The sequence below is a fragment of the Pseudoalteromonas luteoviolacea H33-S genome (assembly GCF_001625695.1).
In the GTDB taxonomy this organism is placed as follows: domain Bacteria; phylum Pseudomonadota; class Gammaproteobacteria; order Enterobacterales; family Alteromonadaceae; genus Pseudoalteromonas; species Pseudoalteromonas luteoviolacea_B.
The window spans coordinates 118,373-143,468 of record NZ_AUXY01000074.1 but is presented as its reverse complement, the minus strand read 5'-3'; the positions used below and the strand labels follow the sequence as shown (position 1 = coordinate 143,468).

At 42.2% G+C, this 25,096-nt stretch carries 22 protein-coding genes and 1 tRNA gene; 6 read left to right on the top strand and 17 right to left on the bottom strand.

The annotated features are described in order from the left end of the window. Positions 1 to 114: 114 nt before the first annotated feature. Positions 115 to 2,682: a DUF2339 domain-containing protein gene (locus N477_RS13790; protein WP_063359832.1), complete on the top strand. Its 2,568-nt coding sequence runs from the start codon at positions 115 to 117 to the stop codon at positions 2,680 to 2,682. Between the two features lie 54 nt (positions 2,683 to 2,736). Here the strand turns inward: N477_RS13790 and N477_RS13785 are convergent, their stop codons facing one another. The 6 genes from N477_RS13785 to bioB all read right to left on the bottom strand — a co-directional run bounded on the left by N477_RS13785 (position 2,737) and on the right by bioB (position 9,447). Then, on the bottom strand, positions 2,737 to 3,624 hold the full coding sequence (locus N477_RS13785) for an NAD-dependent epimerase/dehydratase family protein (protein ID WP_063359833.1): 888 nt from the start codon (positions 3,622 to 3,624) through the stop codon (positions 2,737 to 2,739). A 98-nt stretch (positions 3,625 to 3,722) separates the two neighbouring features. Then, complete coding sequence (locus N477_RS13780; RefSeq protein ID WP_063359834.1) at positions 3,723 to 5,585, bottom strand: S8 family serine peptidase; 1,863 nt, start codon at positions 5,583 to 5,585, stop codon at positions 3,723 to 3,725. A 258-nt stretch (positions 5,586 to 5,843) separates the two neighbouring features. After that, entirely contained in the window at positions 5,844 to 6,521 is a 678-nt protein-coding gene (bioD, locus tag N477_RS13775; RefSeq protein WP_063359835.1) for a dethiobiotin synthase, read from the bottom strand. Beyond that, positions 6,521 to 7,273 (bottom strand): methyltransferase domain-containing protein, encoded by a 753-nt coding sequence (locus N477_RS13770; RefSeq protein ID WP_196760621.1) that lies wholly within the window; start codon positions 7,271 to 7,273, stop codon positions 6,521 to 6,523. Before N477_RS13770 ends, bioD begins: the two co-directional genes overlap by 1 nt. Continuing rightward, complete coding sequence (locus N477_RS13765; RefSeq protein WP_063359837.1) at positions 7,270 to 8,403, bottom strand: aminotransferase class I/II-fold pyridoxal phosphate-dependent enzyme; 1,134 nt, start codon at positions 8,401 to 8,403, stop codon at positions 7,270 to 7,272. Before N477_RS13765 ends, N477_RS13770 begins: the two co-directional genes overlap by 4 nt. Beyond that, complete coding sequence (gene bioB, locus N477_RS13760) at positions 8,404 to 9,447, bottom strand: biotin synthase BioB (protein WP_039608952.1); 1,044 nt, start codon at positions 9,445 to 9,447, stop codon at positions 8,404 to 8,406. A 113-nt stretch (positions 9,448 to 9,560) separates the two neighbouring features. Here bioB and bioA point away from each other — a divergent pair, with 113 nt between their 5' ends. After that, positions 9,561 to 10,850 (top strand): adenosylmethionine--8-amino-7-oxononanoate transaminase, encoded by a 1,290-nt coding sequence (gene bioA, locus N477_RS13755; RefSeq protein ID WP_063359838.1) that lies wholly within the window; start codon positions 9,561 to 9,563, stop codon positions 10,848 to 10,850. A gap of 212 nt (positions 10,851 to 11,062) precedes the next feature. Next, the gene (locus tag N477_RS13750; RefSeq protein ID WP_063359839.1) at positions 11,063 to 12,400 is read left to right on the top strand and encodes a KamA family radical SAM protein; all 1,338 of its coding nucleotides are present in this window, start codon (positions 11,063 to 11,065) and stop codon (positions 12,398 to 12,400) included. Between the two features lie 33 nt (positions 12,401 to 12,433). Here N477_RS13750 and N477_RS13745 read toward each other — a convergent pair whose 3' ends face one another. Further along, entirely contained in the window at positions 12,434 to 12,868 is a 435-nt protein-coding gene (locus tag N477_RS13745) for an AAA family ATPase (protein WP_063359840.1), read from the bottom strand. A gap of 345 nt (positions 12,869 to 13,213) precedes the next feature. Here N477_RS13745 and asnS point away from each other — a divergent pair, with 345 nt between their 5' ends. Further along, entirely contained in the window at positions 13,214 to 14,611 is a 1,398-nt protein-coding gene (gene asnS, locus N477_RS13735) for an asparagine--tRNA ligase (RefSeq protein ID WP_063359842.1), read from the top strand. A gap of 271 nt (positions 14,612 to 14,882) precedes the next feature. Here asnS and N477_RS13730 read toward each other — a convergent pair whose 3' ends face one another. Both N477_RS13730 and N477_RS13725 read right to left on the bottom strand, forming a co-directional pair. Continuing rightward, complete coding sequence (locus N477_RS13730; RefSeq protein ID WP_063359843.1) at positions 14,883 to 16,100, bottom strand: glycoside hydrolase family 18 protein; 1,218 nt, start codon at positions 16,098 to 16,100, stop codon at positions 14,883 to 14,885. Between the two features lie 175 nt (positions 16,101 to 16,275). Then, the gene (locus tag N477_RS13725; protein ID WP_063359844.1) at positions 16,276 to 16,698 is read right to left on the bottom strand and encodes a globin family protein; all 423 of its coding nucleotides are present in this window, start codon (positions 16,696 to 16,698) and stop codon (positions 16,276 to 16,278) included. 206 nt (positions 16,699 to 16,904) lie between these two features. Here N477_RS13725 and N477_RS13720 point away from each other — a divergent pair, with 206 nt between their 5' ends. Then, positions 16,905 to 18,428 carry a flavin monoamine oxidase family protein gene (locus N477_RS13720; RefSeq protein WP_063359845.1) on the top strand — a complete coding sequence of 508 codons (1,524 nt, stop codon included), beginning with the start codon at positions 16,905 to 16,907 and terminating at the stop codon, positions 18,426 to 18,428. A gap of 43 nt (positions 18,429 to 18,471) precedes the next feature. Here N477_RS13720 and N477_RS13715 read toward each other — a convergent pair whose 3' ends face one another. From N477_RS13715 to N477_RS13705, 3 genes are read right to left on the bottom strand one after another with little or no spacing between them, the layout of a single operon-like run. Beyond that, positions 18,472 to 19,059: a cytochrome P460 family protein gene (locus N477_RS13715; protein ID WP_063359846.1), complete on the bottom strand. Its 588-nt coding sequence runs from the start codon at positions 19,057 to 19,059 to the stop codon at positions 18,472 to 18,474. 9 nt (positions 19,060 to 19,068) lie between these two features. Then, the gene (locus N477_RS13710) at positions 19,069 to 19,677 is read right to left on the bottom strand and encodes a hypothetical protein (protein ID WP_063359847.1); all 609 of its coding nucleotides are present in this window, start codon (positions 19,675 to 19,677) and stop codon (positions 19,069 to 19,071) included. A 9-nt stretch (positions 19,678 to 19,686) separates the two neighbouring features. Next, positions 19,687 to 20,679, bottom strand: coding sequence for a cytochrome-c peroxidase (locus tag N477_RS13705; RefSeq protein ID WP_063359848.1), 993 nt, complete (start codon positions 20,677 to 20,679; stop codon positions 19,687 to 19,689). Between the two features lie 188 nt (positions 20,680 to 20,867). On the opposite strand from N477_RS13705, the gene N477_RS13700 reads away from it, so the two are divergent. Next, on the top strand, positions 20,868 to 23,285 hold the full coding sequence (locus N477_RS13700; protein WP_063359849.1) for a methyl-accepting chemotaxis protein: 2,418 nt from the start codon (positions 20,868 to 20,870) through the stop codon (positions 23,283 to 23,285). A 52-nt stretch (positions 23,286 to 23,337) separates the two neighbouring features. Here N477_RS13700 and N477_RS13695 read toward each other — a convergent pair whose 3' ends face one another. The 5 genes from N477_RS13695 to N477_RS26045 form a co-directional block, all read right to left on the bottom strand. Next, on the bottom strand, positions 23,338 to 23,955 hold the full coding sequence (locus N477_RS13695) for an FKBP-type peptidyl-prolyl cis-trans isomerase (RefSeq protein ID WP_063359850.1): 618 nt from the start codon (positions 23,953 to 23,955) through the stop codon (positions 23,338 to 23,340). 102 nt (positions 23,956 to 24,057) lie between these two features. Next, on the bottom strand, positions 24,058 to 24,426 hold the full coding sequence (locus N477_RS13690; RefSeq protein ID WP_063359851.1) for a hypothetical protein: 369 nt from the start codon (positions 24,424 to 24,426) through the stop codon (positions 24,058 to 24,060). A 50-nt stretch (positions 24,427 to 24,476) separates the two neighbouring features. Continuing rightward, a tRNA-Ser gene (locus N477_RS13685) sits at positions 24,477 to 24,567 on the bottom strand. 82 nt (positions 24,568 to 24,649) lie between these two features. Next, positions 24,650 to 24,862: a hypothetical protein gene (locus tag N477_RS26050; protein ID WP_155731893.1), complete on the bottom strand. Its 213-nt coding sequence runs from the start codon at positions 24,860 to 24,862 to the stop codon at positions 24,650 to 24,652. Then, complete coding sequence (locus N477_RS26045) at positions 24,852 to 25,070, bottom strand: hypothetical protein (protein WP_155731892.1); 219 nt, start codon at positions 25,068 to 25,070, stop codon at positions 24,852 to 24,854. Before N477_RS26045 ends, N477_RS26050 begins: the two co-directional genes overlap by 11 nt. Positions 25,071 to 25,096: the final 26 nt, after the last annotated feature.

The window sequence follows — 25,096 nt, the reverse complement described above, 5'->3', positions numbered from 1 at the left end:
TTCACCTTGCGCAAAAGTAACATTGCTCCGCAATGTGTATTTTGCACTTAACTTGATAATTATCTGTTTTTAAAGCAAACTCATCTTACCTCTCTCGTATTTTAAGGAAAAGGTATGGATACTGAGTTGTTTTCCTTTGCATTTAATCTGTTTTTATTTGTGGGGGTTGTGATTGCTTTTAAAGATCGCGCCCGTATAGATAAACTCGCGAAAAAGGTTATACATCTTCAAAAAATCATCGACTTTCAAACAGCGCAGATTGATAAGCTCAAACAAGCGTTGAGTGAGTCTGAGCCAGCACACTTATCTACCCCAGCAAAGCCGGATGTAAAAAGCCCGCCAAAGCAAACGCTTCAAAAGCAATTTACACTGCCCGAGTTCAACTTAGAAACGTTACTAAAAGGCAATGGTATTTTCTGGTTGGGCGCACTGATTTTATCTATTGGTGGGATTTTCCTCGCCAAATATTCGATTGAGGCCGGCCTTATGCCACCGGTAGTGCGCGTTGTTTTAGGCGCTTTGTTTGGCTGTGCATTAGTCGTAGGTGCTGAACTGGTTAACCGCTATAAAGCTAAGCTGAATGTGAATACGCCCTACATCTCTGCGGCGCTTGCCAGTGGCGGTGTAATCACCTGCTTTGCTATGGTTTTGGTGTCGTTTAATCACTACCATTTTTTACCTGCCAACCTCGCCTTTGTGTTTTTAGCTGTTATTGCTCTGTGCGCTACCTATTTGGCACTGCGCTTCGGGCCTGTGCTTGCGGGCATTGGGATCATCGGCGCATATGCTGTACCGGCGCTTGTCTCCACTGGATCTAATAATATTGGGGCACTGTTGTTGTATGTGGCCTTTGTGTCATTATCTGCAGCGTGGGTTGCGGATTACGTCAAGCAAAAGTGGCTGTGGTGGCAAAGTTTTGTTGGCCATTGTGTGTGGTTTATCGGTGCCATTGTTTTAGGTGATAAAGGTGACTTTGCTGCTATTACCCTTTACACAGTTGCAACTCTATATTTTTATGTGCTCTCAAACCTACTTGGTTGGCGGCTTAAGTTAACCATGTATAATCCACTGCCCATTAAGTCATTATTGATGGCAAGAAGAGAGCAAGTCGCAACCCTTATCACTCTATTCTTGTTCGCCATTTACCTGATGTTTTCGCCCGTTTTCAGTCACATGGTGATAGCTGCTTTCATTGTCGCTGCCATCGCTTTTGCTTCAGCTTACAGGCATTGTGCCCTAGATACATGGCCATATTTGGCGCTGGGTTTTGCTTTGTTTATGTTTGGCAACATACATCAAAAAGTCGATTTTAGTGACATCCTCTATCCATTTACTGGCAAGTATTTGTTTATTCAGATCGCAGCATTGTTAGGTATGGCCTTTAGCGTCTTGATGATCAAACGTGATGCAGCACGCCATGCTTATTTACTGCTACTTGTGTTAGTGCCACTGAGTTTGTTTGGTCTTAGCTATATTTCACTGCCTGTGGACAGTGACGCCATTCTCTACCCTGTTTGGGCGTTTGAACTCCTGCTCATCGCCGCCGGCGCAGCACTTGCGGCTGCCAAATCATCAGTACCGTTACAGCGTGTGACATATTTAGTGTTAGCAAATGCCATGCTGACTTTGTGTTTGACCATGTTGTTATCTGCAAGCACGCTGACCTTGGCTATTACGGCGCAAGTCGCATCCATGAGCTATTTAAGCTGGAAATACAAGGTTGAGATCCCTGACTGGCTGTACAAAGCAGCTTTACTCGTTGTGGTTACTCGATTGTCGGTGGCCCCTTGGGTTGCTGATTACAAGCATGAAGCCATTTTAGGTATTCATTGGACACTCATCGTCTACCCAATTGCGATTGCTTTAGTGTGGTTTGCTGCAAAATATAACCCATCAAGAACGCTTAATACGTGGTTTATGGGTGTATTTATTCACTTATGTGCGCTGCTTGTCACCACCGAAACCAGTTATTTATTAGTCGGAGATTATCCTAATTTTGATAATTTAAGCTATCGAGAAGGCGTGGTGTTATCCCTAAACTGGTTAATTCTGGCCGGCGTATATTATTGGCGCAGCCAGCTAACGCGCAATCTGCAAAAACTGTATATGATTGGTGGTAGCATTTTACTCGGTGCAAGTACGCTAATACATGTGCAATTCTCCGTGTTTGAAAGCCCATTTGTATACAGCCAAAACGTAGGTGGCTATGTTATAAACTGGTTGTGGCTCCAATGGCTTGCACCTGTATTATGCCTGTATGGGTTTATGCATTTTAAACTTGTCAAAGCGCAGTTTAACCGTTTTATTTATGTGGCAATGGCCATATTTGGCTTTATGTTTATCAACGGCGAAATACGCACCTTGTTCAATGACGGCTTCATCAATTGGCATTTAGGGATGAAAGAAGCGGAGCTTTACACCTATTCGATTGTCTGGTTACTGATCTCAACCACAACCATTTTTGTCGCGCAGCATTTTAACCATAAGCACTTAATCAATATTGGTTTTATCGGTCTAGCTATGGTGATTTTAAAAGCCTTTATGGTCGATATGTCTAATCTTGAGGGGCTGCTCAGAGCCTTGTCATTCATTGGCTTAGGTTTGTGCTTGGTAGGTGTGGGTTGGCTATTTCAAAAAATGCAGCCAAAGTCCGCCACCAGCGCATCAAGCAAAGAGGATTAATCGCAAGTTATCATAAGCGAGTGCAAGTCACTCGCTTTTTTAATCACCAAAAGATTAACTTGTACTTTGCTTTTTACTGGGCAGGACTTCTGCAAAACCGTCATCATACAAGTCAATCACACTTTCAAACTCGTATTTTGGGGTCCAACCCAATTCCATCTGCGCTTTAGATGAGTCATAAACTCTGTCTAAGGTTTGTGGTAAAGACCAACCACGCTGTTCAAACACCGCCACTAATTTTGGTGATCGTGCACGTAAAACGGCCTCACAATCGTTAAATAATTGCTCACAGCAGCTGGGATCAAACGGTGTTTTGCCAGAAATAATAAAGCGATTAAAGCCAAATAACCTCTTTTCAATGGCGCAGCGGTGAGCACTGGCCACATCACGGTAGTCAATTCCTCGATTTAACCTATACAGTGCCATTTGCTCAACTGGCTCTGGAAAGCACCTCGACATTTGCAATACAGTTACGGGAAAATCACACGCATTACTTATCGCCTCAAGCGTAACCTCTGCGGCAATTTTAGTATGATGATAGATGGTTTTAGGTAAAGGTTTGGTCTGCTCTGTCACCCACCCTGCTCGCCCATTTGGCGTGCTAGCATGTCCGTATAACGCCGTGGTACTGGTAAACACAAACTGCTTTACGCCATTGGCAACAGCAAGTTCAGCTAATTTTATAGTTGCTTCAACATTCACTTCATGAAACAGCTCGTCACTTACATGACCGATGTGTGGCGCATGGAGTGCCGCCGTATGCACAATCACATCAACGCCTTTAAGGGCACGATGTAAAAGCGCTTCGTCTCGAATATCGCCGATAAAATCTGCGGTTGAACAAGGTGTGCTGTCTAACCCCACCACGTGATAGCTGCGTGCTAAGTGAATATAAATGGCTCGACCAACGCGTCCGGCAGAGCCTGTAACTAAAACCTTCATAAACCACTCGATATGAATATCATTGTTTTTATTGTAACAAACGAAAAAAGGCCTTTAAATCGGCCTTTGGGAGTGACTCAACAAAGTAGCTTTGAAGATTAGTTTAAGTTCTTTTTCTTAGTGACTTTGTCCGTATGGCCAAGTACACGGATTGACCAATTAGTGAATGTGCCCGGTTTGGTATTATTCTCAATGGTATAGCGGCTGCGTGGTTGGCCAAACGGGTCGGTGACAATCGTGCGCTGTTGATCATTCATATCCGTAATATGTAGCTTCCATGTGCCAACAGATCTTTCATCCCAGAATTTATAACTGAGTAGTTTATGATCATCATAACCAAGTAGGCTCTTTTCAGATGGCGCAATATAATCTGTATTTTGTCCAACCAGATTATTATTTGGCGACATCAATATACTGCGAGTGCCACTTGGTGATTCTAACTCGACTTTTAAATCAGTAATACGGCCATGCTCAGCACTTAAACGTACTTGCACGCCCTCAATAAACATATCTTCAGTCACTTCAATTTCTGAGGTGGTTGTGTGTGTTATATCTTCTAAAATGGGCTTGCTAAAGGTGTCGTGCTCGCCAAACCATTGCGTTTTTACAAAATTTGCTGGTAAATTTTCAACGGCATAACGGCGAATAAGCTCTGCAGCTTTATCAACATCGACTAGGCCAAAGCCATAATAAGGGGAAAACTCAACACCCGCGGCATTGCTAGACCAGCCTTCCAATGCGACCACGTTAGACAACTTAATGTCTTCCATATCTCGATTTACTTTGGTTGCCGTATTGGCCAATAAGTGCCTGATATCTCGTGCAGTCAGGTTGTGACCTTGCTGCTCAGCTGCCGACATGAGCAACGCCACTGCACCTGTTACATTCGCTGCCGCAGACGATGTGCCATTTACTCTAAAATAATAATCTTGCGGACCTGTACATACTTGTTGTTGGCCTTGATATTTCTGGTGCCAATCACAGCTTAATGTCGTGGTCACCATACCTGGTGTGTTGCGATCTGCTCCCGCCGGCGCTGTAACAAAGATATTACTGCCCACAGTAGAGCTATTGGTTAACCTGCCATCAGCACTCACACCACTGACATTAATTTTCCAAAAACTGGTTAAATGGCCGCTATTTGCATTGTGAAATGGGAGACCGCCATTATTTATTGCATGGTGATATCCCGGTGTATCTATGCCATTAGGGCCATACGCATTTATTAATGTCTGGTAGTAGCCATTGCCCGCAGCCTGAACAAAAAGTGCGGTGCGTTTGTCTTGCTCTGTTGATAATGTGATGCGCTCCATCACCTCATCTCTGAGCCTAAAGTTCACCATCTGAATGGCTTCGCCAGTATCGGCATCCGTGGTTGTATACGCATAGTTATACGGCGTGCTATGCACAGGAGTTACCCCAAAGCTGGTATTAAAAACACGAGAGTTTTGCGCAATCGAGGTTTTGCCATTTTGCAGCCCAATGCCACGATGATAAGCCCACTGCTCATGACGGCTCATGTATGAGCCCAATCTATTGTGCACAATGACGTCTGCTTCAGGGGCGACACCTCTGATCCCAACATCGTTTTGCACAGCTGCGATCAAGCCAGCCATGTATGTGCCATGTGCTGATGCCCAGGGTTCTGTTGAATCAATACTGGGGTCAAAAATTAAGTTGTCGATCAAATCCGAATGAAGCTCGTCAACACCTGTGTCAATCAGCGATATCTGCACGCCTTGGCCTTTATGCCCCCAAAGGTGCGATTGCCACAAGTTCAAGTCATGCCCTGCAACTGTATTATCAAGGCTACCATCATTGAGTAAATTCCACTGTAGAGATAAGTAAGGATCCCCGTTTGGGTGTAACCAACGGTGTTCATAAAGGCGATCTGTTGCACTTGCATTGACTTGGCAGGAGAGCAAAATCGCTAAACTAATTGGAGCAAACTTATATTTCATAGCATTTTCCTTTCTTTTACTGATAATGCTAGAAACGTCGTAAAGATATAAAGATAACGATGAAATTTATAATCTATTAATGTAATAAGTAACAAAACATTTATTTATGATTGAATGTAAAAATTACTTTTTAAAATAATTAAATAGATGATTTTAAATCAACAAGTCGTAACTTAAATTTGATATTTGGCAGGATTTTAATAAATAACCTTCATAAATATAGATAAAAAATATGAAGGTTATTTTTAAATATAAGTATTACACGCCAAGTAAGCTATTCAGTGCTGAGTGCACTTGCATCTTGGCTTTTTCTTCAGAATAAGGCGTGACAGCTAAAAGCGGAAAATCAAGGCGTTGCTTTAACGTCTCTAGGTTCGCGTCATACTCTGCCATATTTGGGTCAATTTGATTGGCAATCCAGCCAACACATTTTGCCCCTGACGCCTCAATGGCTTGGGCCGTTAAAAACGCATGATTTAAGCAACCTAACTTCATACCAACCACAAGAATAACGGGTAGGTTTTGCTCTGCAACCCAAGTGGATAAAAAGTCTGTATCATTGATTGGCAATGCCCAACCGCCTGCACCTTCAACCATGGTGAATTCAGCACCTAATGTAGACACATCAGCCAGTTTGTTGGTCAAATCTTGTTTTGAAATATGCACATCAACTCGACTTGCGGCAATATGTGGTGCTATAGGCGGCGCAAAGCAAAACGGGTTAATTTGCTCATATGTGCCGTGCACATTGGCCGCTTCCATTAAAGTTAATGCATCTTCGTTGACCAGCTCACCAAACGCCTCTTCTGCACCAGCAGCAATGGGTTTAAAACCAACGGCTTTTTTCTTTTTTGAGACAAGATACTTCAGCAGCAAACTTGTGACATAGGTTTTGCCAACTTCAGTATCCGTACCGGTAATAAAAAACTGACTCATTATTTTGTTAACTCCAAAAATGCCACCTCGTAACTAACATGGGCGAAGCCATCAACAAGTGGATAGGCTTTTAACAAGGCCTGATAACTTTCTTTACCCACTAAGCCACGGCGCGTATCTGTATTATTTAACTGGTTTGCACCTATGCATTTTACCGACTTAAGCGCCTCGCGTGGGGTGCTGTAAATATCAACCAAGCAGCGTTTACTCATCGACCGGATCGAAAACCCAGCTTGCCTTGCAATCTGCTGTACGTCTTCAAATCGCGTGAATTGGTTTACATGACAATGACCATCTACGCCCTGCCAAGCTTTAGCAATTTCACGTAAAGAGCCATCAATAACAATGGATAAATGCGCACTGCCACCAGCCTTTAACACGGTATTCAAACGCTTAAATAATGTTGGTAAGTCACTGCTCCACTGCATCGCAAAATTACTAAACACACATTCAACAGACTCTGCTTGCAAAGGCAGAGCATCCATATCCGCACACACTTTCATGGCAGATGCTGGGCCTTGTTTTAGCATGCCTTCGCTCAAGTCTAACGCCACTAACGTCTCGCACTTTTGAGATAGCACGCTATGATGTTGCATCGGCCCCGCCCCCAAATCCAACATGGTGTTGTAGCGGCGGTTTAAACCGGAAAACAGAATTTCGGCTGAGCGCTGTTGTACATTAGCGTGCTTAATGTACTGAGCAGACGCGCGTGAAAACTTATCAGCAATATTCAGTTTTAACATCGCACTCATATTACCTCCTTGAGGCATTCCACCAAGTATTCGATGTCAGCTTGCTGGTGCGCTGCGGTCAGTGTTACACGTAATCTAGCCGTATTGTGTGGCACCGTTGGCGGCCTAATTGCGGTCAGCCAAATACCTTTTTGTGCAAGGCCTTGCTGCGCATTTAGCGTGCTTTGCGCATCGCCCAATACAATCGGCTGAATCGCACTATTTGATGCCTGCACTGGAATGCCCGCATCCCTACAAAGCGCTTTAAATTGCGTAATATGGCGATGGAGTGTATCACGAGCACTACCGCTGTCACATAATCTTGATAACTGCGTTGAGGCAATCTCAGCTAAAGCGGGCGACATGGCCGTTGAGTAGGTATATTCACGGTTAAACTGTACCATGTAATCAATCACTCGTTTGCTTGAGAGCACAGCAGCGCCTTGACATCCCATGGCCTTACCGAATGTGATCACTAAAATATCTGGCCTCACACCGGACTCGACAGAGCCTAAACCACTTTCACCGCACACCCCGAAACTGTGGGCATCATCAATCATCAACCAGGCGCTGTGGGTATCAGCCAAAGACTTCAGTTCATGCAACGGCGCACCATCGCCATCCATTGAGAAAATACCTTCACTGACAATAAGCTTGTTTTGGACACGTGTTTTTTCCAAACGCGTACGCAAATGACCCATATCGTTGTGATTAAACCTGACTAACTTAGCGCTGCTGTTCAGCCCACCATCAATGAGACTGGCATGATTGAGCTTGTCTTGAAACATAGCGCTGTCTTGGCCAGCTTTATTATCATGAAATAAAGTGCTGAGCACACTAAAATTAGCGCCAAAGCCACTGGCAAATAGCATGGCTCTCTCGTAGCCAAGCAACTCACACAATTTAGCCTCTAACAATCGGTGGGTGCGCTGATATCCAGTGACCAGAGCTGAGCTTTTACTGCCAGCAACGAAGTCTCCAGAAATAGTTTGATCTCCAAGCGCTAAATAATCATTACTGGCAAAGTTTAAGTATTGCTGCCCATCAACTTGGATATGACGAGCAGACACTTTATCTATGCAGGTACGGCGACGCTGCAGCGCGTCACGTGCTTTGTCTTCTAGCGCTTGATCTATAAATTCAAACGCCATTTATTTTGCTTCGTAGAATAGCTCTGACGTTGCTTTGTCTGCAATTGCAGAGTTAAGAGACGCTTCATACGCTTCATCTGAGTAGTCTTCACGAGTCTCAGGCTTCATACCTAGCTTTTTAAGTAGGTTCATATCTGCATCTGCTTCAGGGTTTTCCGTAGTTAATAGCTTATCACCATAGAAAATAGAGTTTGCACCAGCAAAGAAACACATTGACTGCATTTGCTCATTCATCGCAGTACGGCCTGCTGATAAACGCACATAGCTCTCTGGCATCATGATACGTGCCACAGCAATAGTACGGATGAACTCAAAATGATCTAAATCATCTACATCTTCAAGCGGTGTACCCGCTACTTTAACCAGCATGTTAATTGGCACACTTTCTGGTTGCTTTGGTAAGTTTGCTAACTGCATTAATAAACCATAACGGTCTGCAGCCTGCTCACCCATACCCACGATACCACCAGAACAAACCTTCATGCCTGCATCGCGCACGTGATCAATGGTATTTAGTCGGTCTGCGTAAGTACGTGTTGTGATGATCTGCTCGTAATATTCAGGTGAGGTATCTAGGTTATGATTGTAATAATCAAGACCTGCGTCTTTTAAAGCATGTGCTTTTTGATTGTCTAGCTTACCAAGGGTCATGCATGTTTCTAGACCAAGTGCGCTGACTTCTTTAACCATTTTTTCAATGTATGGCATGTCTCTGTCTTTTGGATCTGACCAAGCAGCACCCATACAAAAACGCGTTGCGCCCTTTTCTTTTGCCAATTTTGCTTGGTTAACAACCTTTTCAACTTCCATCAGTCGTTCTCTTTCTAGGTCTGTTTTATAGTGACCTGACTGCGGACAGTATTTACAATCTTCTGGACATGCGCCTGTTTTAATCGACAGAAGAGTAGAGATCTGGACTTCATTTTGTTTGAAGTTTTTGCGATGTACGCTCGCAGCATAAAATAGTAAGTCGTTAAAAGGCATTTCAAATAATGCTTTTACTTCTGCGTGTTTCCAATCATGACGAACGATGCCATATTCCATAACTTAATCTCTTCTTTTTCTGGTTTTTTTCGCCAGATAATTTGACGGTGATTGGCTTAGTCTACTTCTTGCTTTAGTATTGTCAACGAGTGATGAGCAAACAAGGTTTACAAATGAACAAAAAACAACCGATCGATCTGAATTTTGACAAAGCCCACATCTGGCATCCCTATACGTCAATGATCGATCCGCTGCCTGTTTATCCAGTGACACACACAGATAAAAACCGCATATTTTTAGAAACGGGTGAGTCTCTGATAGATGGTATGGCCTCTTGGTGGAGCGCTCTGCATGGTTACAATCACCCAAAACTTGTTAAAGCAATGACTGATCAAGCCAGCCAAATGAGTCATGTGATGTTTGGCGGCATTACTCATGCGCCTGCCGTCAATTTATGTAAAAAGCTCGTTGAGATCACACCTGAGCCCCTGCAACGGGTATTTTTAGCAGACAGTGGCTCTGTAAGTGTTGAGGTGGCCATTAAAATGGCTTTGCAATATTGGCTGAGCCAAGGTCATCACTTTAAAAATAAATTAATGACTGCCAAAAAAGGCTACCATGGTGATACCTTTGCTGCGATGAGTGTCTGTGATCCTGTCAACTCGATGCACAGCATGTATCAAGGCTTTTTACCTGAGCATATTTTTGTTGATGCACCACAATCCAAGTTTGGCGAAGAGCAAAACGACGCTGAACTAGTCGCCTTAGAAAATACATTTAAACAGCACCACAATGAGCTTGCTGCCTTCATCATTGAGCCAATTGTGCAAAACGCAGGCGGCATGAACTTTTACAATGCCGAATATCTTAAAAAGCTCCGCGAGCTTTGCGACGAGTACGACGTGCTGTTAATACTTGACGAAATTGCCACTGGCTTCGGTCGTACCGGTAAAATGTTCGCTTGCGAACATGCTGACATCGCACCTGATATTTTGTGTATCGGCAAAGCATTAACAGGTGGATGTATGACGTTATCAGCCACCTTGACCACAGACAAGGTCGCGCTGGGGATAAGCCAAGGTGAAGCAAAAGTACTGATGCACGGCCCAACCTTTATGGGTAACCCACTAGCTTGCGCAACGGCAGTTGCGAGTATTGAATTACTAGAAGAAACGGATTGGCATGGCAATGTCACCCGTCTTTACAACGCAATGCAAGACTTGCATCGTTGTGAGTCACTCGAGGCAGTCAAAGAAGTCAGAACACTCGGTGCCATTGGGGTCGTTGAACTACTTGATGTGGTCGACGTAGCAAAAATTCAAAAGTTCTTTATCGAAAAAGGATTATGGATCCGCCCATTTGGCAAACTGATATACATTATGCCTCCTTATATCACTTCTAGTGACGATATCGCTCATTTAATCGACGGTATCTATCAAGCGATTGAGCAAAAAGCTTACTAGAATCATAGGATGTCAGCTTATTCACCACATATGAGCTGACATCTTTTATCCCTCGGTGATTATTTATCACACAAGTCTGTATAGAATCCAACCACATACGATGAAAACTATCATTTTTTCAGGGCCTTTAGCGATTTGTACCTGAATTTACTTCAGCTTTTTGCTATAATGCGTCTCTTTTTTAAAATCTAGCAAGCTGAGAAGTAGTAAGTATGCAACAATCCGTCCAATTGCAGCCGGCAGAGGCCTATCAGCCACCTCGCTTTACTGTGTACCAACACCGTCAAATTGATAAGATCGAACAGCTTGATAAGCTGCCTGAGCACCTGCGCTTTCAAATGAAAGTCGTTGCTAACGTATTCCCATTCCGTGTAAATAATTACGTTATCGACGAATTGATTGATTGGGACAAGGTACCTAATGACCCAGTGTTCCAGCTGACATTCCCACAGCGCGGTATGCTTGATGACGAGTCATATGATGAAATGGCTGCTTTATTAAAGCGTGAACATACGCCAGAAGAAGTATTTGAACTGGCAACTAAGCTAAGACAAAAGCTTAACCCGCATCCGGCGGGCCAAATGGACAAAAACGTGCCGTCTTTTGAAGGCGAAAACGTTGAAGGTGTTCAACACAAGTACAAAGAAACAGTATTATTTTTCCCTGCACAAGGTCAGTACTGCCACTCTTATTGTACTTTCTGTTTCCGTTGGGCACAGTTCGTTGGTAAGGCGACACGTTTCAACAATAACGATGAAGAGCTACTACACAGATACCTAGAAGAGCACACTGAAGTTACAGATCTACTGATGACAGGTGGCGATCCAATGGTAATGCGTACAGTGAAGTTACGTAAGTACCTAGAGGCACTAAAAGAGCCAAGATTTGACCACATCCGTACTATTCGTATCGGTACTAAGTCTTTAACTTTCTGGCCATTCAGATACGTAACTGACCCAGATGCAGAAGATTTATTAGCACTGATTAAAGAACTTGTTGACGCTGGTAAACATGTTTCATTTATGGCACACGTAAACCATAAACAAGAACTTCGCACTGATGTTGCAAAAGAAGCAATTAAGCTTATTCGCAAAACAGGTGCACAGATCAGAACTCAAGCGCCTTTGCTTAACCACTTAAATACAGATCCAAATATGTGGGCTGAAATGTGGAAAGAGCAAACGCAAATGGGCATGATCCCTTACTACATGTTCATCGAGCGTGATACAGGTGCAAAGCGTTACTTTGAATTACCACTGCACAAAACATGGGAAATTTTCAGAGATGCCTATAAGCAAGTATCTGGTGTGAGCCGTACAGTGCGTGGTCCATCAATGAGTGCAGGCCCAGGTAAAGTTGAGATCTCAGGTGTAACAGAAATCAATGGCGAAAAAGTATTCGTTCTACGCTTTATTCAAGCACGTAACCCTGAGTGGGTACAGCGTCCATTCTTTGCGGAGTTTAACGAAAACGCGCATTGGCTAGACGACTTGAAGCCAGCATTTGGTGAAGAAAAATTCTTCTGGCAAGAAGAATACGAAGCGATGTAAAACATAAAAAAAGCCGACTTAAAAGTCGGCTTTTTACCATTCGAACATATGTGCCATTTTACTAATGGTTTTCAGTGCTACACCATGCTGGTTGCGTTTAGCATATAAGTGTTGCAGTGACTTATCTTTTACTTCTCCGACAATTACTTCTTTTACTTGATAGCCCATCGCATGTGCCGCGCTCACATATGCGATAAATTCCCATTTTTTAATATTCGTATTGTCTAAAATGACCAAAGGGATACCTTCAGCGAGCGCATTAACAAAACGCGCAATGTTTAAGTTATGATATTGCGGCAGCTTCGCCTTATTAAACTCATAATTGCCCTGCTCGTCTGTAAAATAGTCATCCGTAGAGCAAATTGTATATTGTGATTGATCACCAGCCACCAGCTCGTCGGCTAATGTTTGCGCGTAGTGTGTTTTACCAGATCCTGGTAATCCTCTTAAAATAAAAGCTTGTTTCATTTAATGAAAATTCATTCCGACTTTTTTTATTAATAACCAAGCTATAATGCCATAAAAATCGACCTTCGCACAGTGCTCTATACCGCCACAAATCCAGTGATCAGCCAAATTTTGGCCATTGTAGTCAAATTTTTTTAAAATTGGGTCATTTGGTAGTTTTTTTATGTAGCCAACGGGGGTAAGATACCGATCACGTGACTCCAAACATAACAAGCAAATTGCGTTAAAAAAACGAGTCACCGCAGAATTTGCGCTCAGTGCATTGAAATTTGCACTGATGAGCATATATAGACAAAAACTAGCTGGGCAATATAAGCCCTTTTTACAAATCATTTTGGAGTAAAGATGAGCCACATAGCGATAACGGAGCTACTAGCAGGCACCGTTGCGGTAGACAGCCAAGTTACAATCAAAGGCTGGATCCGTACACGACGCGATTCAAAAGCGGGTATTTCATTCCTTGCCGTCCACGACGGTTCTTGTTTCGACCCTATTCAAGCAGTAGTACCTAATTCGCTTAATAATTATGAAGAAGTAACTCGTCTTACTGCTGGTTGTTCTGTTGCAGTAACAGGTGTACTTGTAGAATCTCAAGGTAAAGGCCAGAGCTTCGAACTACAAGCAAACTCTGTTGAGGTATTAGGCTGGGTAGAAAATCCAGATACATACCCAATGGCAGCAAAGCGCCACTCTATTGAATATCTACGTGAACACGCACATTTACGTCCGCGCACTAACGTTATGGGTGCGGTGACACGTGTTCGTAACTGCTTATCACAAGCAATCCACAGATTCTTCCATGAGCAAGGCTATATGTGGATCAGCACGCCAATCATCACAGCGAGTGACTGTGAAGGCGCAGGTGAAATGTTCCGCGTATCTACGTTAGACATGAACAACCTACCTCGCACTGACAAAGGCGATGTTGATTACAACGAAGATTTCTTCGGTAAAGAAGCATTCCTAACAGTATCTGGTCAGTTAAACGGTGAGACGTACGCAAGTGCAATGTCTAAAATCTACACCTTCGGCCCTACATTCCGTGCTGAAAACTCGAACACTTCTCGCCACCTAGCAGAATTTTGGATGGTTGAGCCTGAAGTTGCATTTGCTGATTTAGACGATGTGGCAAACCTTGCTGAAAGCATGCTTAAATATGTGTTTAAAGCCGTATTAGAAGAGCGCCGTGACGACATGGAGTTCTTCGCTCAACGTATCAACAAAGAGGCGATTTCTCGTCTTGAGAGCTTTGTAGATAAAGACTTTGCTCAAGTTGATTACACAGATGCCATCGAAATCTTGAAAGCGTCTGGTAAAAAGTTTGAATTTGACGTTGAGTGGGGTGTAGACCTTCAGTCAGAGCACGAACGTTACCTTGCTGAAGAGCACTTCAACGCGCCAGTAGTGATTAAAAACTACCCGCGTGATATTAAAGCATTCTACATGCGTCAAAACGAAGACGGTAAAACAGTTGCAGCAATGGATGTTGTTGCACCTGGTATCGGTGAAATCATCGGTGGTTCACAGCGTGAAGAGCGTTTAGACGTACTTGATGCTCGTCTAGAAGAAATGGGCTTAGATAAAGAAGATTACAGCTGGTACAGAGACCTTCGTAAATACGGTACAGTCCCACACTCAGGCTTCGGTCTAGGCTTCGAGCGTCTAGTTGCTTATGTAACAGGTATGGGTAACGTACGTGACGTTATCGCATTCCCACGTACTAAAGGCAGTGCAACTTACTAATTCAAATTAGTTTAAATTTAAAAGCTCTGTTTTTACAGAGCTTTTTTTATGTCTTGCTACCACATGTTAACTTGCACACATGGATTCTGAGGCAAGCTCAGAATGACGTAGTTGGGTATCAAGATTAATGAGATCCCAAGACAAGCCCAAAGTGTCAGCACTGCAAATAACACCGTCACTCTGAACCTGATTAAGAGCCTGTTTTTAAGCTGAGATACATCATTTAGCACACAGCTAATAGGCTCAATGAACAAAACGATTTCACTCGTTTTTATTTATTCAATACATAGCTCTTACATGCACCAAGTTCAGTGTAGCGATGTGCATGACCCAAGGTTTCTGGCGCAACACCATGTAAAGGTCCGCCGTTCACACGCCAGTTTTTACCTTCAAAGCTGACTACATCCCCTGTACTATAAACACTTGGGTACGGCTGCCACTGCTCTGCACAAGGCTGACACTTAGGTAGCTCCTGAGCAATCACATCTAACAACTTATATTCATCATCTCTTGAGTCTTGGTGCAACTCCCAAATGAAGATGCCGGGATAACCATTCTCAGATACAAAATCGGTTTTTGTTTTTAATAACTCAGGCGTTTCCCAAAAATGCACATAGTTATCTAGTTCGTAGTAACCTTGGTTATAATCTACGCCCTCACCTTTGACTATCGTATCAACGATTTCTCGTGCAGTTAGCGTTTTGACAGGGCCACTAACCAAGGGGAATGATTTATTGTAAAACGGCACACCCAAACTGGTTTTAGCCACATCATACTTGGTGATCATGCTTTGGCTCCACTCTGCTGGATGCACTAATCCGCCATGGATATATTCCCAAGCTGCATGGTGATTTTTAGGTGAGCCGCCCCATGCCCCTGTATAGTCATACGCCATAAAACGGATGATATCTGCATGGTCGTCTAAATCTTTATGAAAGTTAATACCTGACCATCCACCCGCTTGCACATCAACTGATACTTCTAGGTGTGATGGTAGCTTTTCTCTCAGCTCTTTAACAAGCTCCAGAAGATATCCACTCTCAACCGGGTTTGGCTGATTATAGGTACTCCAGTCTTCCCAGTCGACATCAATACCATCTAGTTTATGTAACTCGGCATATGCCACTAAGTTATCCACAAGGTTACTGCGTGCAGCGGCATCCATAGATAGAAAATCAACGCCAGCACCACCTACAGATAACATAACCCCCGTATTGTTAGCATGAGCATGCTCGACAATATCATCGATATATCTATCAGCCTGTTCCGTATCCATCGTGCCATCAGGGCGAGGGTAAGCAAAAGCAACGATTATGTGCGTAAGTTGATCAGTCGCTAAGTCTTTAACATCCAAATCACCGCCAGCAGGATAATCCCAAGTAGAGTAAAATCCTTCAACCCTTGGGCAAGACTCTGCAGCGCTCGCACTCATAGTGATCGTTCCAAAAACAGCAGCAGTTATTGCCGCCATACAAGTTCGTTTAAACATAACCTTTCTCCATGTTGTAAAAATGTATCCTTAATTTAAGTAACATGAATGCGGGCCATATAACATTGAATATTTATACTGATAAAAAAGTTTATGAAAAATAATTTCATTTTATTTAAAGCAATTAAAACAAAAGAAATCGCTTAATAAAGTGAGTAAAAATACGCCTTTTATTTTAATGTTTAGTACTAAATGCGTGGTCTTTCATCACGGTAGCAACCAGCCTGAATACGTCAATCCAAGCTTGACGTAATTCGGGGTTCCACTCATTTCCCAGCCCTTTTTTTAGGGTGTATAACAACGCATTCCCCACATATGTAAAATGCTCTGCTCTTACGCCATAGCCTACATGACGCTCTGCTAACTTATGAAGCACAGGTACTAATGCATCTAAGTCATCCAAGGAGTTTACTGCGACTTTAAGCGTAGCCATTAGTTTTTGTCCCTGGCTTTTAATGCTATTTTTAAATAACGCTTTGAGTGACGGATCGTATTCAAATAGTGTTGTATAGAATATTTCGGCAGCTTGCTCTGCTATTGGTTCTACCTTAGCAAAACTTTGTTGTACTAACTGCTTTTGGCGTGTTGATATACCCATGCTAATACTCAATTATAATTCGTATTTTTACAACTCTAGACCTAATATCGCCATCTGGCGAATAATACCCATATAAGCAACTAAAATAGATATTCCCCCGATTATATACACCGTTCCCTAAATGAAAAAAAATCATTCTAATTGTCAACAAAACTTAATCTGTTAATGTTTTGGATACAAACCAATCAATTCAAGGACATGAACAAATGCATAAAGATAGACGAGATTTCATACAAAAAGTGACTGCAGCCACACTATTAGGCTCAGTGTCACCAAGTGTATTGGCAGATCAATCAATCGCCCCTGTTGATATTCAAGCATGGCGTAACTCCATGAAAAACCAAGGAGAACAAGAGGAGGAGATATTAATACTTGGCGCTGGTATTTCAGGGCTCTGCGCCGCGTATGAGTTAGCAAAGCAAGGAATTAAATACAAAATACTAGAAGCTCGCTCAAGGCCTGGAGGTCGAAATGAAACCATTCGCCACGGTTCTGTGATTGAAGAGTTCGACCGTACATCAATTTGTGATTTTTCTGCCGATAGAAATTTATACTTTAATGTCGGCCCTGCTCGTATCTCTGCACAACATAAGCGAGTGCTCTCTTATTGTCACGAGTTCTCTATCCCGTTAGAGCCTTTAATTAACGACAATAGAAATACTCACTTTTCTTTCAGTCCATCACACACTTTAAAGTCCCGAGAAGTATACGCAAGTCAGCGAGGTCTGATAGCATCAACTTTGGCCAAAGCAATCGATCAAAACCTCACCTCTCACCTCATTCCACATAGCCAAAATCAACATATGTTAGAAATGCTCAAAAGCTTTGGTGAACTAGATGACAATTTCAACTTCACGTCGTCTATTCGCGCAGGGGTGACGCAAGATAGTGGAACCTTCACACCAGAACAAGGCATTGAACCGACTCATTTTGAAGAGCTACTTCAATATATTGATAAATGGAAAAACCGTATTCACTTTGAACAATCACTCCACCAGCAGTCTGTCATGCTACAACCAAAAGGAGGCATGGATAAAATTGTGAAGGGGTTCACTAGCCGGTTACCGGGTAATATCCGCTATAACAGTAAAGTACTGGCGATCAAACGTTCAGCAGATGGCGCGGAAGTCACTTATGAAAATAAACATGGGCGAATAAAGACAATCACAGCTGAAAAGGTAATCGTTACCCTGCCACTAACAGTACTACAAGATATTGAGCATGACTTTTCTAATGAAATTTCACAAGAAATACAACAAGCACAATATTCTTCTGCCGGCAAAATTGCGTTTCAGTCAAAACGCTTTTGGGAAACGAACGAGCAGATTTTCGGTGGGATAAGCTGGTTAGATACCGACAATGCACAAATTTGGTATCCATCGGCAAAGTTTGGTAGTGATCAGGGCATTTTAGTTGGCGGTTATATTTTTGGAGGTCCAGCTGGGGATAGGTTCGCAGAGCAATCGGAATATCAACGGATCAGTGATGCTATCTCTCAAATGTCACTTGTCCATCCTGACACTTCAGATCATGTCTATGCTCCCGTTTCGCGTTCTTGGAAAAACACGCCTTACTCTAAAGGCGGCTGGTCTTCGCGTCTTCCTATTGAAGCGTTTTCTCATTGCGATGGCCCATATGTGTTTGCCGGTGACCACACAACTTACTTGAGTGGCTGGCAAGAAGGTGCAATTGCATCAGCACACAGGGCCCTCGAGTTACTAGATTTATAAACAATATATTTATATCAATACAGGCTGTACTAACCGGCCTGTATTACTTTTTCCTTGAGTAGAAATTTGCGAAAATAAAATCTCGCTCTTCAATACTTGCATGACAATTAGAGCACATTTGCTTAATTACCGGCTCGCTCCCCTTCCCCGCAAGTATCAGTGTCCCTTCTTTATCAAACTGAACATACTCCCAATCTCCAAATCCTTTTGAATAGCCTTTTTCTCTTTTTATCATCATTGTAATAGTGAGCGCATCGTGAGGAGCGCCAGATTGTGAGGAAAAGTTTTCTTTTAAAACAATGGTACCTGGTTGGTACGATTTAAAGCTTGGCTCAGTAACTTCTTCCTCATCCTCATCGTCTTCATCATAGTCCTGATAATAACGAAGGTATTCCAAGTAGTTGTTTTCGTATACCTTGATATCTTTATTTAAAAATACCACGATAAACTGCTGCCAATGCAAACCCGAATGCTCAAACCCAGTCACTCTTTGCCATTGCGTCCTGTAATCTTTTAATGCGGCTTTATATTTATCAGGTACTTTAAATGGATAAACATTAAACGGATTAGCTGTCACAGAATTTACGATAAAACCTGCGCAGAGACATAAGATCTTCAGTTTACTAACCATGTTTTTTCCCTAGTTTAAAGCAAGCTTCAACGTCGCACGCTTTTTCCCCTTATACATAACATCCACACTTGTTTGCTGTCCTTTGGCTAATTTAAGTTCGACAGGGTCATATTTAGGGATTTGCAATACAAACTCGGTGTGCGTTCCAACATCTAATTGAATAGGGTAAACTTTTTGCTTTTTAGTAAAGGGTAAAACCTGATATGCATCTGAATTGACATTGGCTATATAACTGCGCATTTTCGGATGAATTTTACACCCGATCCGGGTCAGTGTGTTTTCGCTCCAGTCAGCGGCTACTTTGGTTGTTTGACCTTGATTCATTAAACCAACATCGAACTTAACACCTGAATTTGGGTCATTAGCAAAAATATTGTGCTGAAATTCATCAGAGTTTTTAAATGTGATTTCGCCATTTCTCCCTATCACAACTGCTTTTTTATCAAAGATTTTGTTCGATTGATCAAGTTCAGCAGTGCTCGGCCCCTTTCCTCCTTTAGCATATACAACACCAACAAAAGACGGCTTTTTCACAAACTCTAACTCGCCAGTTAACACTGCTGCCTGCACCGAAAATATGGAACACAAGCCCATACCAATTAATAAATACTGTTTCATCTTTACTCCTTAGTTAGGCAATTTAGGTCGCTGTATCACAACAGGATCTGTCAATGCAGCCATAAATGCGATTAAATCTGCTTTTTCTTGTGGGTTTAGATTTAGAGGCACTATCAATGGGCTTACGTCTTTTACGTTCACAGCACCTTTGTCGTAATGCTCAACCACTTCTTCTAAGCTGGCCAGTGAGCCATCATGCATGTAAGGCGCACTCATAATGATATTTCTAAGCCCAGGGGTTTTAAATGCGCCCTTTAATTTGCTATTGGGGTCAATAAGAAAGCGGCCTTCATCATTGTCTTCTATACCGATATTATGAAAGCTATCATCTGTGAAGTTTGCGCCATCATGGCACTTCACACAACGCGCCTTACCGACAAATAATTGCAACCCTCGAACCGCAGAGTGTGACATTGCTTGCTTTTCTCCCGCAAGGTATTGGTCAAACGCTGAATTATCACTAATGATGGTTTTTTCAAATGCCGCAATTGCCCTGCCGATATTTTCAAACGTTATGCTGCCATACACCTCTTTAAACTCTTTGTCATAAAAAGGAATTTTCTTAAGCCGACCAACAGCTTCTTTTGGCGTCATTTGCATTTCAACTTCAGAGACGATGGGCCCTAATGCCTGTTCTTCCAAAGTCTTCGCTCGTCCATCCCAAAAGAAAATAGCAGACCATGCGAGGTTATATAAATGTGGCGCGTTACGGCCTAATATATCGCCACCACTGCCAATTCCCTTTGCCAACCCATCACTAAAACCAAGTTCAGGGTTATGACATGTTGCGCACGATTGATTTTGATTTTTTGATAACCTGTGGTCAAAAAACAGCATTTTACCAAGCTCAATTTCTCTCTCACTTGGCTCTTCATCATCAAAGTACTCTATGTCATCGACATCGGGCGTCGATAAGTTACCGAATGCAGGCGAGTCAACCGCCAACACATTTGCGCTAATAGCCAACGCAAATGAAAACAAAATCCCCTTGTTACAATCCATTACTTGCCCCCGCAGTAAGTCTTCTTCAATTGTAAATATTTAGATATAAACTTTGACCTTACCGAAGGATTGTCTATATTTTTCAATAAATCAAAAAATTAGTAGCTTTTAATAAAAGTTTATTAAAACCAATTAATTAGGTACAAACTGTCACCTAGGCTACTAACAATCAGAGCTCACGACACAATATGAAAATTTCTCGTTTCGTTCCGGGCATTGCCGCGCAAATGCTTTTAGCGTTTGGCATGATTACTTCTTTAGGTATATTCAGTAACTTCTTTGTCTATTTAAGTACAGGCACGCTCGCCAGTAATTTTACGCAAGTCTCGTCTGTTTCCATTCCACTTGTAAACGTCAATTCAGATTTGAAAATGCACATTTTAGATTCACTTATTGCGCTCGAGGAACAAATCATTACTGGCAGCAGTGTGCAATCACGTAACACTGCAATTACCAAGCGCGATGAAGCATGGAAGTCTATAGATCAAGACTTTTCAAGCCTGAGTGAATTTGCAAAGCAAACCGGATTCAGTGACAGTAAACTCTCAATAATCAACGCAAACTTAAGAAAGCTCAAACAAGAGCAACAGATCATTTCCAACATCGCGAATACACTGGATAATGAACCAGCAGTGAAACTGCTAGTCACAGACGCGATCCCGCTTGCGGAGTCTATGGTGCAACTACTCGCCCAGGTGATAGAAATAGAGAGTGAACAAGAGTTAGATGAAGACAGAATTGAGTTATTTAAGCTGCTTGTTGACTCAGAAGTAAGCTTTGCGACAGCTATTTCTGAACTGCGCGCATTTTTGTTAACGCGCGAACAAAAAAACATTGATGGGTTTGACCAAGCATGGTTTAAAAACAGTGACGCGTTTGTTTCAATTCTTGATGATTATGAAGAGCTTTTCACTGATCAGCAGCTTGAGTACTGGGAAGCTTATAGTGAAGAGCGAGAAAAGCTTGCGCCAATTACAATTTTAGCATTTGAAAAACAAGCCAGTAACGAGTCTAATTTTGCGACAAACCACCTCAGTAATACCATTAAACCATTGACCGAAACAATTTTTGACGAGCTTCGAGAAATGAACCAGCACGTTGAGCACGTCACCAAACAAGGCATTGATGACACACAAAGCGCACTTTCAAACATGTTTGTTGTACTTGCTTTAAGTTCCGTATTAACCATTATCATTGCAGGCGTGATCAGTATCATGTTTAGCAGTAAATTACGTAATCGAGTCAAATCCTTATTAGGTAGAGCACAGAATATTTCAGTCGGCGACTTTAAAACCAAACAGGATTACTTTGTGATCCGCTCCGACGATGAATTGAACCAACTTTCTGAGAGCTTTAACCATATGACGCTTTCCTTATCCTCGACTATCTCTACCGTGCGCAGACAGTCAAGACAGGTTGGCCACTCCGCACACCAAGTTGCAGCCATTGCAACTGAAATAAGCACCGTTGCTAAAAATGAAAATGCGAGTTATTCGGAAGTGATGCGAGTCATTGAGTCATTTATGGATCTATTGGTGGAGTCTGGGCAAGCCATAGAGCAAAGCCAAGTTGTATTAGAACAAGCCAAAACAGAGGCAGATACAGGCATACAAGCCGTTGAAAGTAACCTAAACGAAATGGTGAGAACGGTTGAAGTCGTTACGCTCGCATCAGCGGGTGTTGAAGAACTTAAATCGGCTAGCGAACAAATTGAGTCTGTCACAGATGCAATCTCAACTGTTGCGGACCAAACAGCGTTAATTGCCCTAAACGCCGCTATCGAAGCTGCTAGAGCTGGCGAGCAAGGCCGTGGGTTTGCAGTGGTGGCAGACGAAGTAAGAAGTTTGGCGCAAAGAACGGCTAATTCAACAGATGAAATCAGAGGCGTAATCTCCCAACTCACGCATAAAGTCGTTGATGTTACACGTTTAATGACAGATATCATCCATCAAGTTGATGTCAGTAAACAGCGCTCAGACGAAAGTGGTCAAGCCTTAAGAGCAATGACCAATACTATCGACAGCATTATCTCGGCAAATGATCAAATAGCCCACCGCTCTGAGCAGCAGAGTCATCAAATGCATGAAATGCAACTCAAGCTACAGCACCTGTTTTCTTCCCTTCAACAAAATGCCGAAAAAGCACAAATGGTCTCAATGATTGGTGCTGATCTTTATCAAACTTCAGAGCTTGTGAACAACTTGATGGATGGCTTTCACTTTGATGAAGATAAAGACGCAATTAGAAAACGTCACGAAAAAAGACGTTCTGACAGACTTGAAGCAAAAATTAAGATTAAGATTATTTGTGAGGATAAAGACTACTCAACAATTACCCGTGAGCTGAGCTGCGTTGGTTGTGGTGTAACATTAAGCAAGCAATTAAATCAAGAACTCGATATTGATACGAATTTGACGCTGATAATGTACTTACCAAGAAAAAACTATAAAGAGTATATGAATCAAGCTCCGATGAAAATTTCAGCGCGAGTTGTTAGAAAAGAAGAGAAAGACCAAGAATATACCTATTATGGCATGGAGTTTTTGGTTGAAAATAACGAAAGAAAGACGACCCTTTCAGAGCTCTATGAGTTTTTCGATCAATAGAAATATGCATGCTCAGCACGTACCGAGCATGCAACTTTAAAGAAAACCTAGATTATAGGATCTCTAAAAGCTCAACATCAAAGATTAGTGTTGAGTAAGGTGCGATAGATGCACCTGCACCACGCTCACCGTATGCTAGGTCGTGTGGGATGTATAGACGCAACTTAGTACCAGCATTCATAAGCTGAAGTGCTTCTGTCCAACCTTTGATCACGCCATTTACTGGGAATTCAGCAGGCTGACCACGGTCATATGAACTATCGAACACAGTACCGTTGATTAGTGTGCCGTGGTAATGAACACGTACTGTTGAATCAGCAGAAGGCTTGTCACCCTCGCCAGTAGCAACAACTTCGTACTGTAAACCAGACTCAGTTACCGTTACTTCTGCACGCTTAGCGTTTTCTTCTAAGAAAGCAGTACCTTCAGCAGCAAGAACTTTCGCTTCTTCTTCACGACGTGCTTGAATTTCGCTGTTGATTTTTTCGAAAGCAGCTTGGATCTCAGGGATCTCAACGCGGAACTCGCCGCCAGTGTAAGCGTCTTTCATACCTTCGAAAACTGCGTTTAAGTCAAGACCTTCGAAAGGATTAGCTTTTAATTGCTCACCCATTTGAAGACCAATACCGTAGCTCGCTTTACCAGCGTCTGTGTTGAATAAATCTGACATATAAATTCACTTTATTTATCATTCTAAAAGGACGCGCAGTGTAGCACAGACAACAGGTAACTTATAGGGCGCTAAGCAAATACACGCCCTATTTATAATGCCTTAGGCGTTATTCTCTAAACTTTTTGATTTTAATTGTTTGACCAAGAAGGTGGCAAAAGGCAGAGATAAAACTAAACCAATGATTAACTCATTACTATAGCCTGCTAATTTATCGTCAAAATAGACACCAAAACCAACAACACCAAATATAGATATCACGATTGAAGCTAAAAATGGCCATAGCTTTTCATATTTAGTTATAAGGTGCCCTATAAGCGCATTATACAAGAAGGTATAAAATAAGGTTTTCCAAATGGTAGGTTGAGGTTGACCATCAATTGACATAATTACAGCCATTTGTAGGCCACTTAAATAAAAGAAGCTAAAGACAATCCATAATGAACAATGTTTAACAACATCTTGAGCCATTGAACTCTCCTAACGAAAAAAACCGCCGTTAGGCGGTTTTGGGAATGAGGTGGCGGAGAGATAGGGATTTGAACCCTAGATACGCTATTAACGTATGCCGGTTTTCAAGACCGGTGCTTTCAACCACTCAGCCATCTCTCCGTTGTTGGCGCGAATATTAAAGGCTATTCATAAATATGTAAAGTGTTTTTTGAAATTAGCGCAATAGTTTTCAAATCTTTTATCAGTAATATTGTTTCGGCCGCCTTGCCAACAGCGCGCAAATAACACTGACAAATACAATGCATAAAAATAAAGCGCCAGAATCGACAGCAATGTGGATCACTTCTTCCCAGCTACTCACTTTTTTCGCCAACAATGGAATAACTGAAATAGACGCCACCACCATGAATATTTTCAAGGCAGCAAAAAAGTCAAAGCGTTTATTAAAGTTCATCCAAGCGGTCAAAACCATAAGTAAAAAAGCTGGCGAAGTAAGTGAAAACCAAGCATTGCTGACATAACTTAGTAAATAGTGGCAAATAAGACACCCCACTGCCCCCCAAGTTATCCATACCAACCAATTCTCTCGCCTCTTTAGAAATAAATCTCCCATAACCTATCTTCTTATATTTATTCACAGGTAACAAACTAGGTACATCCATACTAAGACTTACTAGATTAACAAACG